Source organism: Mycobacterium stomatepiae, assembly GCF_010731715.1.
Taxonomy (GTDB): domain Bacteria; phylum Actinomycetota; class Actinomycetes; order Mycobacteriales; family Mycobacteriaceae; genus Mycobacterium; species Mycobacterium stomatepiae.
Genome location: NZ_AP022587.1, coordinates 5972198 through 5988997, shown reverse-complemented (window position 1 = coordinate 5988997; position 16800 = coordinate 5972198). Strand labels below are relative to the sequence as shown.

Below are 16800 nucleotides of genomic sequence, written 5' to 3'. Positions count from 1 at the left end.
GCCTATTTGGCCGGTCGCTCAAGCCCAAGCTGATCGCGCAATGTGGGCCCGGCGTACTCGGTGCGGAACCGGCCGCGGCGCTGCAAGATGGGCACCACATGATCGACGAACGCCGTCAGCTCGTGCGGCAATGTCGATCCCATGATCGTGAACCCGTCGACCGCGCCCTCGTCCTGCCACGCGATCACATGATCGGCCAGCTGTTCGGGCGTGCCAACGAAATGCGTCTGGCCCGCCAGCCCACCCGTCACCTGCTGCGCGATCTCTCGTAGCGTGGCCTCAGGCTCGGCACGCGAGACCGCGAAGAGCTGCTCTGCCCGGCTTGACGGTGCGGACCGCTCGGCCCAGAGTTCAGCGGGCAGCGGAGCATCGGGGTCGAAACCGTCCGGGTCGAGGCCGGCCGTGTAAAGAGTGTTCTGCCAACGAAACTCGGGATTCTCCAGGTCTTCGAGGCGCTGTGCGCGTGCCCGAGCTTCGGCCTCGGTGCTGCCGAGCGTGATCATCAGCGCGGGCAGCACCTTGATCTGGTCGGCCTTTCGGCCTATGGCCGCGGCCTGCTCGTGGAGGTTAGCCCGGAAGGCGATCGCTGCCTCGAGTGAGGGAGACCCGGAGAAGACCACCTCGGCGTATCGCGCGGCAAGCCCGACGCCGGCCGCCGATTGTCCTGCTTGAAGCAGCACCGGGTGCCCCTGTGGGCTGCGCGGAAATGGCTGCACACCCTCGACGTCGTAGTACTTGCCGTGGAAGCGCGGCGCATGCAACTTGGCGCGGTCTGCCCACACGCCGCGTTCGCGGTCACCGACGACGGCGTCGTCCTCCCAGCTGTCCCAGACCTGGGTGACGGCGTCGACGAATTCGTGGGCCTGCGCATAGCGGTCTGCGTTCTCGGGGTGGAACGGCTCGCCGAAGGCGGCGGCGGCCAGCGGCGTGACGGTGGTGACGATGTTCCAGCCGGCGCGACCGCCGCTGAGATGATCCAGGGTCGAGAACCGGCGGGCCAGCTCCCACGGCTTGCTGTAGGTCGTCGAGCCCGTCCCGATCAGCCCGATGTGGTCGGTGACCGCCGCCTGCGCCGAGAGCACCGCTATCGGGTCGAACTGCGTCTGAGGCAGATACGTGGCGCGGTATTCGGCGATGGCGATGTTGTCGGCCAAGAAGATTGAGTCCATCAATCCGCGTTCGGCGACGCGCGCGATATCGGTGTAGTAGGACAGGCCAAGGACATCGCGGACATCGCCGTCAACGACGCGCCACGCGGCCTCGTGATAGCCGTTCGGCCAGATGAAAGCGTTGAAGTGCAGAGGCCGCGTGCTCATGGGTTCGACTCCTTCGTGCGGGTGAATGCTTGCAAGGGAGGTGTCTTCGTCATGGCGTCGCCGCAGCCCTAGGCATTCTGCTGGGGCAACACGGACCGGGGTCGAAATAGTCCTCGGCTGTACTGCGCGACAACTATCACGGCGACCAGCGGGACCGATGGGCCACCAGTCGGCACCCATTTCTGCACATTTCAGAGGCGAACTGGTGGGCCGCGGACGCAGACGCGATCACCATCGGCCGTTAGCGCGGTGGCGGTTCCATCGTGCTGGGCCGGTATCCGGCGACGTGTCCGAGGGCCATGTTGAGGGCTAGTTCAAGGGGACGGGCGCTGCGCGTGGTCTGCGCCATGAGCAGTCCGCCTTGCAGCGCGCTCATCATCGTGAGCGCGAGATCATCGACGTCGGCCTCCGTGGCGAGTTCGCCGTTGTCGCGCATGGTCGCAAAGCCCGTGGAGAGATAGGACTGCCATTCGGCAAAGGACCGCGCGAGCTCCTGCCGCGCTGACTCGGATCGGTCGGCCAACTCGCTCACGAGTGAACCGAGTGGACAGCCGCCAACACCTTGCGTCTCGCGGACCATAGCCACGAGATGATCACACCAGCGTTGCAGACCCGCCCAAGAGGAGAGCTCGCGTAGCAGCGGTTCCTGGGCGGCGATGATGCGGCCGAACTGGGTCTTGATCACCTCGCCAATCAGCGCGTCTTTGTTGTCGAAATAGTGATATCGCTGCGACCTGCTGGTGCCGGTGGCGGTCATGACCGCGTCCAGGCTTGTTCCTGCTACCCCATGCTCCCGGACGAGGGATGCCGCTCCATCCACGATGCGGGCTTTGGTCGCCGCGCCCCGAATCGTCAGCCGCGCGGTAGGACGACCCTCCTTTGGCGCCACGACCGCACCATATCCGAGTTGGAATTGTCAGTCCAGTTTTTCGGAAGCATGATGGTCGAGTCGCTGCACGATGGCCGCCTGGGCAGCGAATCGCCGCGGCACGGTGACGAATTTTGAGGTCCACCCACTTGAGATGGGAACCCTGACGAATCGCGAATCACCCAGGCCCACAATCATGCTCGTGCACGGGGCCTGCGAAGACGGATCGATTTGGAAACCAGCGCAATACTCCCCGGCGAGCCCGACTACCGTCGGTTGTGGCTTGCGCGCCGTTCGGAAGGCGCAGCGAATTCCAATATCTTCTGAAAGATATTGCTTTGCAATGCCATTCAGAGCAGCTAGCAAGGCGAGACCGTGCATTGGCGCGTTCCGCAGGCGGGGATGACTCGGCCGGGCCGGGGCCCCATTCGTTACCTGTCGCTCTGGCCGCAATGCGGACTGTTGACGCTCGCGAGCTGTTAGCCCCGCGATAAGACGCCCCTTCATTGACGCGGCGACCGCACCGTATCCGAATTGGCATTGTCGGTCCAGTTTTGCCGCAGCATGATGACGAGCAGTCAACGAATGACCGTGGAAGGATGCCGATGTCGCGACTCAACTACGGCCAGCTGTTCCCCGCGCTCGACTTTCCCGCCGTCGGTGGTGGGACGATCTCCCTGCCGGGCGACCTCGCTGGCTCCTACGGCGTTATCTTGATCTACCGCGGGTCCTGGTGCCCGTACTGCAACGCCCAACTTGCCGCGTTCTCGCGTGCGCTCGATTCGCTGAGCGAACTCAACGTCAAGGTGGTCGCCTTATCTGTCGATGACGAGGACACGTCAGCTGCGCTCGTCGCCAAGCGCAAGCTGCGCTTTCCGGTCGGCCACAACGCCGACGCCGACAAGGTCGCCATAGCCACGGGCGCCTACGTCAACGACGATCCGCACTATCTCCAATCGACCGGCTTCATCCTGGCACCTGATGGGACGGTGTGCCTCGCCGTGTACTCGAGCGGTGCCATCGGGCGGCTTGTTCCCGATGATGTCGTCGGCTTTATCAGGTATCTGACCGACGCATCCGGAGACGCAATAAGCAATACCGAACAACCCCATGTAACCAGGCCGGACGGTAGGGGCACCGCCGAGCAGCCTCGTTAACTGCAAACTGACTCGACGACGACAGCCGATTCCATGTCTCTGCAGCAGCGTGCACGGTACGAATCCCTTTTCCGGCCAACAGCAATCGGTGGTGTCGACCTGACCAATCGTGTCGCTCTGGCGCCGATGACGCGAATAAGCGCGACCGCCGAAGGCGTTCCCACCGATCGGATCGGTACCTATTACCGGGTGTTTGCCGATGGTGGGTTCGCGCTGCTGATTACCGAAGGTCTCTATATCGATGATCAGACTAGTCAGGGTTACTTGTTCCAGCCCGGCATCGCGAATCACGTTCAGGCCGAGGCGTGGAGACGAGTCGTCGCCGGCGTCCACGCCTCCGGATCGAAGTTCTTCGCCCAACTGATGCACGCCGGTAGCCAAGCGCAAGGCAACCCCCGCACCACCGTCACGTGGGGCCCCTCGGCGGTGCGGCCAAAGGGCGAGCAGTTGGCGATGTACCGCGGGTCAGGCCCATTCCAGATGCCACAGGCGATGACTGGTGACCAGATCAGCCAAGTCCGGGCCGCGTTCGTCAGCGCGGCCCGGTTGGCACGTGACGTCGGGTTCGACGGTGTAGAGATTCACGGTGCCAACGGTTATCTGCTCGACGCATTTATCACCGATTACATGAACACCCGCACCGACGACTACGGCGGCAGCCTCGCCAACCGGGTTCGACTGGCCACCGAGGTTTGCGGTGACGTCGCAGCGGCTGTCGGGACGGACATCGCCGTCGGTATCCGCATTTCCCAAGGGAAGGTTTCAGACAACCACCATCGGTGGGTGGGCGGTGAGGACGACGCGGCCGCGATCTTCACGGCACTGGCCGACACCGGCATCGACTACATCCACACCACGGAATACCGTGCTCTGGCGCCTGCTTTCGACGGCACTGAGACACCCCTGGCGAAGCTCGCCAAGCAATACAGCGGGCTGTCGATCATCGCCAACGGCCACCTCGATGACCCACGGGACGCGGCCTCGATCATCGACTCCGGCGCCGCCGATGTCGTCGCCCTCGCCAAACCCGCACTGGCCAACCGGGACTGGCCACGCCGCGTACAAACCGGCAAGCCGCTGTCACCAGACCTGCCCGTCGATCTATTCGGACCCGTCGCGGACATCAAGGACTGGGAAGTCGCCGACACATCGAAGTCGCCAGCCGACCCCCAAAGTCACGAAATCGGCGGTTGAGGAACCAAAATCTTTGGCCAGAAGCTCGATTGAGGTAGCACCAACGGCAATGACGCCGATCCTGGTCGGCATTCGTACCCGGTCGAAGGAGTGCTCCTGTGCGTCACGCGGGCGTTCGCTATCTCAGCGACTTTCGCCCCGAGTACCCCGCCGGTGTCTAGTAGCCGTCGCAAGACGTATCGATGCCGCAAGACCATGAAGCGAAACCACTTAATGCACAAAGGAGATCGTCCTGATGAACGTAACGGCGCCCGCCCACGCGGCAGAAGCCGCCCACCCGAATCACACCTACGATGTCGTCGTGCTGGGCGCGGGGCCCATTGGCATCCATTCGGCTGGCCGGGCGCGTGCAGAGGGTTTGTCTGTGGCCTTGGTCGAACGCGAACTTGTCGGTGGCGAATGCAGGCATTGGGGTTGCATCCCGAGCAAGGCGTTGTTGCGGCCGGTTCTCGCATTGGCCGACGCCCGACGCATCGAGGGCGCACGTGAGGCTGTCACCGGATCAGTGTCAGCTTCAGGAGTTTTCGCGCGACGCGACCGCTATGTGACGAACTGGGACGACACTCCCATGGTAGCGGCCGTTGCGGGCATGGGGGTCGATCTCTTCCGCGGACACGGCCGACTCGACGGACCGCGCCGAGTAGCGATAACCAACCCGGAAGGGTCGTCGCAGGCACTCAACGCGGTGCACGCCGTCATGCTCTGCACCGGCAGTAGCGCGCTGGTGCCCGATGTGCCTGGCGTGGCCGAAGCGATGCCGTGGACGAATCGCCGGGCCACTGACAGCAGTTCGGTTCCCCCCCCCCCGCCTAGCCATCGTGGGTTCCGGCGGAATCGGTGTGGAGATGGCGACCGCATGGCAGGCCCTGGGGTCGAAGGTTACTTTGCTGTCCCGCGGTGCGGGCCTGCTCCCTCGGATGGAAACATTCGTCGGTGAGTACGTCGCACGCGGCCTCACCTAAGCCGGCGTGGACATCCGCACCCGGGTCTCGGTCGCCGAGCTGCATCGGTCCGGAGGTGCGGGTCCGGTGCGAGTGCTGCTCGACAGCGGCGACGAGATAGAGGTCGATGAAATCCTTTTCGCCACAGGCCGAATACCCAATACCGAGGACATCGGGCTGCAAAGTGTTGGACTCATACCCGGCGCCTGGATCGACGTCGACGACCGCTGCCTCGTGCGCGGTGTCGACGGCCAATGGCTGTACGCACTCGGAGATGCCAACCACAGAGCTCTGTTGACCCACCAGGGCATGTACCAGGCGCGCATCGCGGGTGCGGCGCTCGGTGCCCGCGCCCACGGCAAAGCGCTAGACACCGCGCCGTGGGGCCGCCATGTGACAACGGCTGACAACCTCGCCGTCCCCCAAACATTCTTCACCGATCCCGAAGCCGGCTCAGTGGGACTGACTGTGGCACAGGCACACAAAGGCGGTTACCGCTTCACCACGGTGGACGTCGACATGGGCCAGTCTGTACCGGGGGCTAACCTGTATGCCGACGGGTACGCAGGGCGGGCACGCATGCTCGTAGACCAGGACGAGGGTTACATCCTCGGTGTGACCATGGTGGGTCCCGGTGTGACCGAGTTATTGCACTCGGCCACCGTCGCCGTCGCGGGACGGTTAACGATTGCCCGGTTGTGGCATGCGGTGCCCTGCTTCCCCACTATCAGTGAGGTGTGGTTGCGTCTCTTAGAGGGGTATCGGGATGGTGCTGGTGTCAGGTAACTGGCCTGGTTTCCACAGTCAACGGAAACATTTGTTGAGATCCTCACTGTGAAACGGTGATTGAGCAGAGCGGCCCGGACGAATCCGCTGGGGATGTCCGGGCCGCTCCGTGGCTTAAAGGTGGTGCAGTATTTGCTGCAGCACCGCGATCAATTCGTCGATCACCCATTCCACGCCGGCGACGACTGCCTCGACCACCTTGACGGGGATCATGACGATTGCCTCGGCAGTCTTGATGACGGCCTCGACGATCTCATGAACGATCGGGAATGGTGGTGGCGGCGGAATGTCTGCCGGCCATACACCGCCTGGTGTGAGCGGGAAGGCAGGTTGTAGCGGCCTGTGCGGGTAGGACGCCTGCGCCCAGGGGTAGCCGATGCCCGAGGGCGTGGGTTGCCATGCGGGACTTAATGGCCTGTGGGGGTAAGCCGGCCGCAGCGACGGTCGCCATGTACCCGACGGCGTGGGTTGCCATGCGGGACTTAGCGGTCGGTGGGGGTAAGCCGGCCGCAGTGCCGGCTCCCAAGAGCCCGACGGTGTCGGCTGATACCCGGGCCGCAGATGGAATGGATACGTTGGCTTGAGGCCATGGTGGCCTTCGCCCGACGGAGTGGGCTGAAATGCCGGGCTCAAGGGTCGGTGAGGATACGCCGGGCGCCATCCTGGCTCCCATGAACCCGAGGGCGTGGGGTGGTAGCCCGGCCGGAAGTGAAAAGGATACGCAGGCTGCAAACCGTGGTGCCCTTCGCCCGACGGAGTCGGCCGAAACGCCGGCTCTAACGGCCTAAACGGATACGCGGGCCGCAACACCGGTTCCCACGAACCCGAGGGCGTCGGGTGATAGCCAGGACGGAAATCGAAGGGGTAAGCGGGCTGCAAACCTGGCCAACCCACACCCGACGGAGTCGGCTGAAACGACGGATGCAAAGGCCTAAACGGATAAGTGGGATTCGGAGTCGTTGGCTTGAGACCCTGTTCGGCGGCCACTTCCGCGTCAACGTAGGACGCGCCGGATTTGGTGAGGGTGCACACGAATTCCTGGTGAAATGCCGTGGCTTGGAGACTGACCTTTTGGTACGAAGCGGCATGCCCGCCAAAGAGCGCAGCCAATTGGGCGGAGACGGAGTCAGACGCCGGGGGGACCACACCGACTGTCGGTGCGGCAGCAGTCACGGAGGCTTCTTCGATCGACGAACCTATAGCGGCGACATCGCCCGCGACTGCAGACAGCTGCTCGGGGGCCACACTCACCAACGACACAACACTCACTCTCCTGTCATATTTCGATGTCTACATCCGTATGAATACTGAAACCACGAGCCCCAGAGCAGGTCTCGTCGATGCCGCTAGTACAGGCGAGCCGCCTCCGGCCCGGAATCCATGGGCGGAGGCGGCGACACGAATAAGACCAAACTCAGTTTTCGCCACGCCAACTTTGACGCTGGCGCAGCAGATAATTGAGCTGGGCTACCGAGATTGACGCCCAGCAACGTGATTCACCATATTGTGGCGCGGTGCGGGGGTGGAACCATCCTTCGAATCTCTGAGAAAAGGGCACTGGCAGTGTCTTATACGCTCAGCACATGCTTCCCACGTAGCATCGGGGGCGACCAATCTCACGGGGCGCTTTGCATTTGCGCAGGGCAGCGTCGGGTTCGGCAACGGAAAACAGCTGCAGTGCAGCGACATACGCTCGCGCGCCGGGTCGTAATCATCTCTACGGACTCGCTCGCCATCCGAAATCAAGCCCGCCACAACGGCGTCATCGAGATTGCGTCGGCGCTTTTCAGGGCCGCGGCTTCAGATGCACACGGGCAGGGCACAAATCGGCGACGCTAGGCGACTCAGGTACGCCTCAAGGCAGCGCGGATGGGCTCAGAGCAGTCCCCGCAGGGCGCCCATCATCATCGACCAGAGTGCCGCTACGATGCCGCCGGTATAGGTGCCTCGGTTTGGATCAGTTACTTCAGCCCATTGGCCGTCCCACAGCTGTGTCACTTGTTCTTTGCCTAGTCCAAGAGGCGCAAAAATCCCGCCGAGGTGAACGGCACCGTCGTATTCGACGCCTTTCGCGGCGAACGGAGGCAGTTCAAGATAGCCCTGCCCGAATAGGAAGGCGCGCATTACCTTTGCCGGAGTTGCGACAAAATCGAGCATCGCCTTTAGCGGATGTCCGGCTACGAGAGTGTCGAGCGTGGCCTGTAGGCCGTCCTCTAACGCCCGCGTTGCGAGGGCGGGCGCACCGAGGACATCGAACATCAGCGCGAGAGGTGCCCCGATCTTCAACCCGGCACCCTCTACGTCTTGCCCGAAGTACACGTGCCAGCCGTCGTTCCATGCTTTGAGGGCGTCGGCGAGATTCTGCACGGTGTTGCCCAAGATGCCCAATCCGAGTGGCTTCAAGAGATCGGCCGTGTGTTGCAGTTCCTGTTCCGGAATCTGCCAGATGGGTGCCAAGTCCGTCAGCGGGCCAGTGAAGACCGCTTCCATCCATGCCCTCGAGGGGAAAATCGCGGAGCCGCCGGAGGCGACCTGCTGGCCATCCCACTGCATACCGTCAATGAAAAGGTGTGCAAAGCCCCGCAATACGTCGTTCATCGACTGCTTGATGTGGCCGGCGAAGAGGTCTTGGAAAGCTTGCTTAAAGGCTGCCGGCAGTGCCTCGATAGCGGCGATCTCATCGTGCAGGAATGTTTGTAGCGCGGTAGCGATTGTCTTCAGATAGTTGATCTGGTTTTGGATGATCTGCTGCACGACGCCGCGAGTGCCATTGAGTATCCCGCCCCTCAAATCGTTGTGCGGTGTACCAAGTTCGCGCGATATCGCGGCATGGTTGAGTAGCCCCGGGCGCGTTAGCGTTGACCGGTTGCTAGCTGCCGCAGCGCCAGACACGATGGGGCGCTTGTCCCCCGCTCCCGGGCGCCCGAGCCGCGACGTCATGGCGGCGGCTGGGTGCCAACGAGTATCGACGAACTGTCGATCTGTCGTGGGGCGCGCTCTGGGCGGCAGAATCGTTCCCTGACTCAACGGTGCCGCGTTAGCCGCTTCGGTCTGGGCATAATCCGCCCCGACCGCAGTGAGGGTGCGCACGAACTCCTGATGGAACACACCTGCGTGTGCGCTGAACGACTGATAGCTGGCCGCATGCCCGCCGAATAACACGGCCACCTGTTCCGACACGCAATCAGCAGCCGGCGCGACAACACCGAGGGTGGGGGCTGCTGCGGCGCGGTTGGCATCGACGATCAGCGCACCGATCCCCGATAACTCGCCGCGCGCCGCCGTCAGTACTTCAGGCACCACCGTCATCACCGACACAGCCAACAAACTCCTCCGCGGTAGGACCAGCACGACATCGACGCAGCTTTATCGTCCGATGCGGCCGGTGGCGAGAACATCAGTCAAAGCACCGAGAAGATGGGGAATATTCATCGGAAACCAGCACAATCCGAGGCTATTCGAGCGCATCGCTGTTCCTGACGGCATGAGGGGCCCAGCGTCCGTCGGCGGCGGTCATCGCGTCTTCGATGCGGGAGTCTGGGCGGTTGCGCCTCATGACATCCATCCGGCGAATGTGGTGTAGAGCAAGTACGCGTTGAGGCAGGTGATGACCGCGGTGATCACCGACGTGAGGGTGGTGGTGATTTTGCGGCTCACCATCTGAGCCATCACGTCGGTTCGACGGCTCAACAAGATGAGCGGGATGAGGGCGAACGGGATACCGAAGGACAACACGATCTGTGACAGCACGAGGACTTGGGTCGTGTTCGCGGTCAGAGCGAGGATGATCAGTGCCGGCAGCACCGTCAAGGCGCGTCGCACCATCAGGGGAATGCGCCAGTTCATAAACCCGCCCATGACGACCTGGCCGGCGTAGGTTCCGACGCTTGACGACGATAGACCGGCGGCTAGCAGTGCGATCGCAAACGCTAAGGCCACACCTTCGCCGAGAAGGGTGGCAAGGTGCGCGTGCACCGAACCCAGGTCATTGATGTTGGTCAGTCCAGGCCGATGAAACAGTGCCGCGGCGACGCACAGCATGGCGAGGTTGACCACTCCCGCAGACCCCAGGCCGATGATGCAGTCCCATTTGTTGAAGCGCAGCAGAATACGACGGTCTTCGAGGGTGACGGCATGCACCCTATTGATGTGCAGAGCTGAGTGCAGGTAGACCACATGCGGCATGACGGTGGCCCCGACGATACTGACTGCCAGCCCCACGCTTTCGCGATCGGTCATTTGCGGGACGAGCCCGGCGACTAGTTGCCCGTAGTGCTGGTGGCCGACGGCTAGGAACACGTAGAGGAAGCCGATTGCCACGAAAGCAACCATGGCGATGATCACCAGTTCGAAGCGACGGTATCCACGCTGTTGCAAGGACAGGATTGCAAAAGCCGCGCCGGCGGTGACGACCCCCGCGGGGAGTAGCGGCAGCCCGAAAACGAGGTTCAATCCGACTGCGGCGCCGACGAACTCGGAAAGGTCTGTCGCCATGGCGACTATTTCGGCTTGCAGCCACAACCCGACATTGGTCCAGCGGTTGTAGTGGCGGCGGCACAGTTCAGCCAGATTTTGTCCGGTTGCGATTCCGACTTTGGCGGCTAAGTACTGGACGAGGATCGCCATGAGGTTGGCCATCACGACGACCCACACCAACTCATAGCCGTAGCCGCCGCCGGCGGCGAAATTGGTCGCGAAGTTTCCGGGGTCCACGTATGCCACCGACGCGACGAAGGCGGGACCGACGAGTGCAAACGCGGTGCGCGCTCGACCCCGCCGCTGGACATCGGCGAGTGCCACTCCCCCGTATTGGTGCGTTACTGTCATCGACGCGCCCCCCTCGGCGATTTCGGCCTCGTCAATGTTGATCCGTGTCGGGTTTGGGAATTGGCGTCGTCACCGCTTCCGAACGCGGGTGCCGCCACGCCACCACACGTAATGCGATGCGCGGCCAGCGGTAAGGAAGTGAGGGTCTGCCGGCGGCGTCATCGCTTGGCCACTGCGGCGGTGCCCCCAATGCGTTGGTTGCCATTGGAGACGAGCTGTTGGGTGGTCCGATCGAGCACAGCGGCCGAAAGCGTTGCACCACTGGCCTTCACGCATCGACGTTCTTCTCGCACCAATTGATTGAGATCGCCAACCTCATTCGACGCCGATGTGGGCAACGAGTGCACCACCGCAAAGCGCTTCGAGCAACCATAAGCGTGTGCGCGCGGTGGTTGCTCGAAGCAGACCCAGTATGCAACTAGACGGGCACACATAACTCCGGCAAAGGGACTAGCTTTCGGGCGCACGAACGTCGTAATCCGGTGCAGCGTCGGAGCGCTACCTGGCGGAAGGTGTTTAAGCGCTGCACTCACAAGCCGCGGATCCCTTTGAAGCACAGCAACACCCCCACCAAGACCAGAATTGATCCTTCGAGTGCGGCATGATGTCGTTCCATCCATCCTTTCAGCGCCGTCAACTCCTGCCCGAGCCGATCACCTGCGCCGATATAAGCCAGGATCGGTATCGCCACGGTTGACCCGGCGACGGCGACGAAGACTGCGCCGTGGAGCCAGCCGTTGATGGCGCCGATACCGCCGGTTCCGATGGTCAATCCCGCATAGGCACACATGATCAGCACTTCAAGCCTCAGCGGCGCCAGCGCCACCGCGGTCACTGCCGCCCGGACCGGGGTTAGCGTGGCAAATGGACGCATCCAGCTTGGGGTGTCGCTGCGGCGGTGACGCGTCAACCACCGCCAGGTGGCGAAGGCGATAATCGCCGACCCGCTGAGCATACGCAGCCACGACACCCAGACTGGTGGCGAGGTCTGAAGATGTTCGAGCACACCGCAGGTAACTCCGAAGAACACGGTCAGTCCCGTCAGTCCGACGAGCCATCCGCCGAGAAACGCCAAGCCCGCTGGGCGTGGGCGCGGGGCATGGATGACCAGTATCGCCGGGATGACGGTGATCGGCGAGATCGCGATCATCAGCGCCGGCGGGATGAGCCGGATCAGCACGCCGCACCGACTTCTCGACCCAATCCACCTCCGGCAAAGGCAAATCGGTTGGTGTAATGCCGGCCGAACGGATGTAGCCGACCCCCAATGAAGATCGGCGCACAACCACGTACTACCTCAGCGTCACCGGTACAGACGCGGCCAAGCACGGCAACCCGGCACAGAGTGAGGGCTCCGGCGATGAGCGCCCAAGCCCGTGTTCGTGAGTCGTCGGCCGGCGTTGTGACGTCGCTCAACTCGTTCCTTTCGCTCGTTGCTATGGTGTGCCGGCGACGACTCGCGCCTACCGCAACGGCTCGTCTCGCCCTTGCTTCGCACGAAGCGTCCGAGGCGGGATCGCACGGCGCAAGACGCGGTGGTTGTCGGGTTCCACCAATCAATCAGGGCATTAAGGCATTAGCACCGGGACAGCAGCTCCGCCCATGACAGCACGTAAGGGTGTTGCTTGAGCAGGGTCTGACGACGGTGCTCGGTCATCCCACCCCACACTCCGTACTCGACCTTGTTGTCCAGTGCGTGGGCTGCACATTGACGCAGCACCGGGCACCCATTGCATATTTTCGCCGCTCGACGTTGACGGGCTTTGGCGACAAACAGCGCGTCGGGATGAGCGTTGCGACACAGCCCTTCTGATTCCCAGGTCTCTCCGTCAACACCGGTGCTGCGAGGAGCCGGAGAGTTGGAGGTCGTTGGTTGTCGCGTTCCCGGCTGTCCTGCCACTGCTCTATCCTTCCCCGTGTTGTCAGCGCTGATCGCCGCATGCCTGTATACCCTCGGCTGACGTCGATACCCGACGCGATGTCAAAGATGCTGCCGCATCTGCAAAGTCATGCGCGTGGAAGATGCGCATTAAGCGGGCCGCGGATGCCTTAAATCGGATGATGTACTACTTCCTTAATTATATGAGATAATGCTGATAATATGTGGCTGTTGTCCTCGCCACAAGTGATAGCGGGTTCGCCGATGACGCAAATGCGCGGGGTGAGGTGTTTACTCCCAACGGTTTTGGTTTGGTCGACGGTCAGCCCGAGTAGGACTTGAGCAAGACCTTGAGGGTTCGTCCAAGATATTGGGTAGTGACACGCTCGGCACCGTCCGTGTCGCCGTTGCGGATTGCCGTGACAAGTTTGCGGTGATCACGGTTGGCCTGCTGCATCAGTGCGGGTTTGGCCCGAAGAGCTGTGGCGACTGACAGCATCGATCGGTTGCGCAGCGACTCGATGAGGCAATACAGCACGGGCCAGGTTTCGCGGAGCGGGTCGGTGAGGTGGACGTGGAAGTCCAGGTTCAGCGCCGCCCAGTCGGCGACGTCATGCTCGTCATCCATCTGGGTAGCGACCTTTCCCGCCATGATCGCAGCGACCACCCGGCGTTCTTCTTCTAGCGCAGCGACTTCAGTCATTGCTCGCACTTCGAGCATCATTCGCAGCTCATAGATCTCGGTGATGTCGTCGGTCGTCGGCGCATGTACCCGAGCCCCTTTGCGGGCATCGACGTCGACTAATCCAGTGGCGGCAAGGTCTCGCAACGCCTCGCGTACGGGTGTGACGCTGGTGCCGATCCGGTCAGCGACGTCGGTGAGTGTCAAGCGCTGCCCCGCGGTGATCTCGCCACGAAGGATCATGTTGCGCAACGTGTCACGCGCCAGGTCCACCCCCGTTTGACGGGATACTCTCGACACACTCTGCATGGACAGCATCTACCCTCCACTCATCCTCTAGTCAGGATCACGTTTTTCGTGACGATGGCGCCGCGCTCTGTGAAACCCCACAACGGCGGATCAGCCTCGACACCGAGCGGGCACGGCTGCGCGGGATCACTCCTGTTGAGCGCGAACGCATTCCCGTCCGCGGAGCGAAATGCCGGCGGCCGCCCATAATGCGCCATGTACTACCTCCACGAACCAACGGTGTCCTCGTCAGCGCGGTATGCCGTCTGAAAGGGGGATGCTCTGACGTGTCGCCATCGTCGTGGTCTCGAAGAATGTGTCGTCCAGGCGTCCGTAACGGTCCGTGGTGGCGGGATGAGCATAGCCGTGTACGGATATGGCTACAAAATGGACCGCGCCTGCTGGCGGGCCGCATCTCTGAGTGCGACTGGCGGCGCTTGGCGTCGGACGATCGCAGTAGTCATCGCCGCCGTGATCGCCGTCCTCGTGTCGCCGTGAATCCGATTTCGTTGCCGGGTCTGTTCTGCGACGTTGACGGAACTAGGACTGGCAGAAGACAGTGATCAGACAAGCGCATGCCGGGAAGTTCGGGGGTTTGTCCGATGTCTGGCCGACACCGATCACGCACTCTGGTGAAGTCGCGTCGAGCAGCGGAGTCCGTTCCTGTTGCTCGACGCGTTTCCAGACCGCATAGCCCGGGCGGGAGCCCACCGGGAAAGTCGGCTAGCACAGTCAAACGGCTGCGCTAACAGCAAGGTGTAGAAACGTAGATCGAGGAACTGCGATGAAGTACATTCGTCCAGCGGCGGTGGCTAATCGACGGTCGACGACTGCGGAAAAGCTGGTGACCGAACTGTATTGCGGTCCCGTACGGTGCAGGGCCGTCGTGTTCGTCCGCGGTGCATCGGCGGCGTCGAGGCGGCGCCGACTAAAGCCGCGGCGAGCCAGTCGTCTGGGACTCGTCTGGAGGCCCCTTACTGAGCGGCGGGTGGGCGTACAACTGGCCCTGAGAACCAGCTCGGGCCGCGGTCTCGATCCCACGTGACGATTACGTAGCCCCCTCAGGCTGCCCGGCCTCGGTATGCGAAGGGACGAGTCAATGGACCGGCTTCGATGATCTGGCCGCGGAAAACCAAGGATGCGGCGAAGCTCGTCGCGCCACCCTGGCACAAAGACGAGGTGGCCGCTCCGATTCCCGGCGCACTCGCTACCGTCGCTGTGCCTGAACGCCTTTCGGTCGCCGTCCTCGGTATGGAGCCGCTGGGCACGGCCGTCGCACTGAGGCTGGTACACGCCGGCTTCTCGCCCATCGGTTTCGATGCCCGCCCGGGCAAAGCCGCCCGTGCGGTGGCACGGGGGATCGTGATGGCTGGCGGCCTCGCCCAGGCCGCCAGCGTCGCAACGGTCGCCATCGCAGTGCTACCAAGCGCAGAAGCACTGTTGCAGTTGTCCGCCCAGTTACGTCAATGCCCGGACCGGCAGATCCGCTATGTGATTGACCTCAGCTCACTTTCGACATGCACGAAAATCTGCGCCGCAGATGCTCTCCAGGCAATCGGCATCACGTTGTTGGATTGTTCGGTCATCGGCACCAGCGCCCAAATTTACGATGGCGACGTGCTTGTGTGCGCCTCTGGACCCAAACCCGCGATCGAACACCTGCGTCCCGTGCTTGCCGGGTTCAGCAGGCGCGTCGAAGAAGTCGGCGAACTCGGCGCCGCAACCAAGATGAAAGCCATCACCAGCCATCTCGGAATGCTCCACAACGCCGCACCGCAGAAGCGCTGACCTTGGCCGAACGCATCGGTCTTGACCCCCAACAAGTATGGCGCCTCGTCACCAGTGAAGGCACGATCGCCGACCAACTCGAGTTACGCGGCGCACTTATCGCCTCACGCATGTACGGCCCGTCGAGCGCCACGGTCAGCGACTGCATTACCGAACTGCGGCAGATCACCGAATTAGCCCAGTCAGTGCAATCGCCTACCCCGCTGCTTGATATGGCCGCCGTGCTCTACGACGTTGCCGCGTCGATGGGATACGGTCACCACGACAGCAGCGCGGTCCACGCGTCCTACGTTCAGCTACCACACCCCTAAGCCATTGCGCGCCACACGGCAGCGCTGAAGTCCGGCTTGCCGCAGCGCTTCTGCAACAATTCCCATGAACCGACTGAGTCCCTCGGCTGACACTTAGTCCCGCCACACGCCGCGCGACGGCATCGAGCTGGAAAGGAAACTGTTATGACCAACCCGGACGGATTCCACCCCGACTTCACCGCATCGGATCGCGATACACCGCGCAAGCGAGTCCACCACATCAAAGCCTCGGAGCTCGACCCCGGCACCGCCCAAACCGAGGGCATGCGGCGATTCGCTGCAATCAGCGGCAAATCAGTCGGAGCACTCAACCTGTGGATGGGCGAGGTCCATGTCGCCGCTGCGACGGCTTCGGGAAACCACCACCACGGGGAATCAGAAACCGCCATCTACATCCGCAGCGGACACCCCGAATTCGTGTTCCACGACGGTGACCAAGAAGTCCGTATCGCTACCGCCCCCGGCGACTACATTTTCGTCCCGCCGTACGTGCCGCACCGGGAAGAAAACCCCGACCCCACCACACCGGCCGAAGTCGTCATCGCCCGCACCACCCAGGAAGCGATCGTGGTCAATCTGCCGGCGCTCTACGCTCTCTAACAGACCCGCTTGGAGTCGGGTAACGACCGCATCCGTCTGCTCAAGCTCATGCAGCGGCTCTCAACCGTGATGCCGTTGTGGCTGCGCTACAGCACCTAATGCCTGGCTGATTGCGATCTCGCTCACTTCCGCTGGAGCCGCGCACGGCTCTGCGCTATCTTGG

The 16800-nt window shown here is 62.8% G+C and carries 13 protein-coding genes and 2 pseudogenes; 6 read left to right on the top strand and 9 right to left on the bottom strand.

Going from position 1 to position 16800, the window contains the following annotated elements; all coding sequences use genetic code 11:
* Positions 1–2 precede the first annotated feature (2 nt).
* From G6N54_RS28335 to G6N54_RS28325, 3 genes are all read right to left on the bottom strand, one after another.
* Positions 3–1316, bottom strand: a complete 1314-nt coding sequence (locus G6N54_RS28335) for an NtaA/DmoA family FMN-dependent monooxygenase (protein WP_163794018.1) — start codon at positions 1314–1316, stop codon at positions 3–5.
* A 241-nt stretch (positions 1317–1557) separates the two neighbouring features.
* Entirely contained in the window at positions 1558–2136 is a 579-nt protein-coding gene (locus G6N54_RS28330) for a TetR/AcrR family transcriptional regulator (RefSeq protein WP_232073836.1), read from the bottom strand.
* Positions 2137–2232: 96 nt separating this feature from the next.
* Positions 2233–2565, bottom strand: coding sequence for a hypothetical protein (locus G6N54_RS28325; RefSeq protein WP_163794013.1), 333 nt, complete (start codon positions 2563–2565; stop codon positions 2233–2235).
* A gap of 224 nt (positions 2566–2789) precedes the next feature.
* Between G6N54_RS28325 and G6N54_RS28320 the strand changes: the two genes are divergently transcribed.
* From G6N54_RS28320 to G6N54_RS29970, 3 genes and pseudogenes are all read left to right on the top strand, one after another.
* The gene (locus tag G6N54_RS28320) at positions 2790–3341 is read left to right on the top strand and encodes a peroxiredoxin family protein (protein ID WP_163794011.1); all 552 of its coding nucleotides are present in this window, start codon (positions 2790–2792) and stop codon (positions 3339–3341) included.
* Positions 3342–3374: 33 nt separating this feature from the next.
* Positions 3375–4535, top strand: a complete 1161-nt coding sequence (locus tag G6N54_RS28315; protein ID WP_163794009.1) for an oxidoreductase — start codon at positions 3375–3377, stop codon at positions 4533–4535.
* Between the two features lie 235 nt (positions 4536–4770).
* Positions 4771–6262: pseudogene (locus tag G6N54_RS29970) on the top strand (dihydrolipoyl dehydrogenase family protein).
* A 993-nt stretch (positions 6263–7255) separates the two neighbouring features.
* Here G6N54_RS29970 and G6N54_RS31795 read toward each other — a convergent pair.
* From G6N54_RS31795 to G6N54_RS28280, 6 genes and pseudogenes are all read right to left on the bottom strand, one after another.
* Positions 7256–7507 (bottom strand): annotated as a pseudogene (locus tag G6N54_RS31795) (PE family protein); the annotation flags it as partial.
* Between the two features lie 630 nt (positions 7508–8137).
* A complete protein-coding gene (locus G6N54_RS28300) occupies positions 8138–9571 on the bottom strand; it encodes a PE family protein (protein WP_232073835.1) in 1434 nt (477 codons plus the stop codon).
* A gap of 243 nt (positions 9572–9814) precedes the next feature.
* Positions 9815–11089, bottom strand: a complete 1275-nt coding sequence (locus G6N54_RS28295) for an Nramp family divalent metal transporter (protein WP_163794003.1) — start codon at positions 11087–11089, stop codon at positions 9815–9817.
* 529 nt (positions 11090–11618) lie between these two features.
* Positions 11619–12269 carry a GAP family protein gene (locus G6N54_RS28290; protein ID WP_163794001.1) on the bottom strand — a complete coding sequence of 217 codons (651 nt, stop codon included), beginning with the start codon at positions 12267–12269 and terminating at the stop codon, positions 11619–11621.
* Positions 12270–12665: 396 nt separating this feature from the next.
* Positions 12666–12989, bottom strand: a complete 324-nt coding sequence (locus G6N54_RS28285; RefSeq protein WP_163793999.1) for a WhiB family transcriptional regulator — start codon at positions 12987–12989, stop codon at positions 12666–12668.
* A 301-nt stretch (positions 12990–13290) separates the two neighbouring features.
* Entirely contained in the window at positions 13291–13950 is a 660-nt protein-coding gene (locus G6N54_RS28280; protein WP_163793998.1) for a GntR family transcriptional regulator, read from the bottom strand.
* 1101 nt (positions 13951–15051) lie between these two features.
* Here G6N54_RS28280 and G6N54_RS28275 point away from each other — a divergent pair.
* The 3 genes from G6N54_RS28275 (at position 15052) to G6N54_RS28265 (ending at position 16637) form a co-directional block, all read left to right on the top strand.
* The gene (locus G6N54_RS28275; protein WP_163793996.1) at positions 15052–15726 is read left to right on the top strand and encodes an NAD(P)-binding domain-containing protein; all 675 of its coding nucleotides are present in this window, start codon (positions 15052–15054) and stop codon (positions 15724–15726) included.
* 2 nt (positions 15727–15728) lie between these two features.
* Positions 15729–16037, top strand: coding sequence for an NAD(P)-dependent oxidoreductase (locus G6N54_RS28270; protein ID WP_163793994.1), 309 nt, complete (start codon positions 15729–15731; stop codon positions 16035–16037).
* Between the two features lie 144 nt (positions 16038–16181).
* Positions 16182–16637, top strand: a complete 456-nt coding sequence (locus G6N54_RS28265) for a cupin domain-containing protein (RefSeq protein WP_163793992.1) — start codon at positions 16182–16184, stop codon at positions 16635–16637.
* Positions 16638–16800 lie beyond the last annotated feature (163 nt).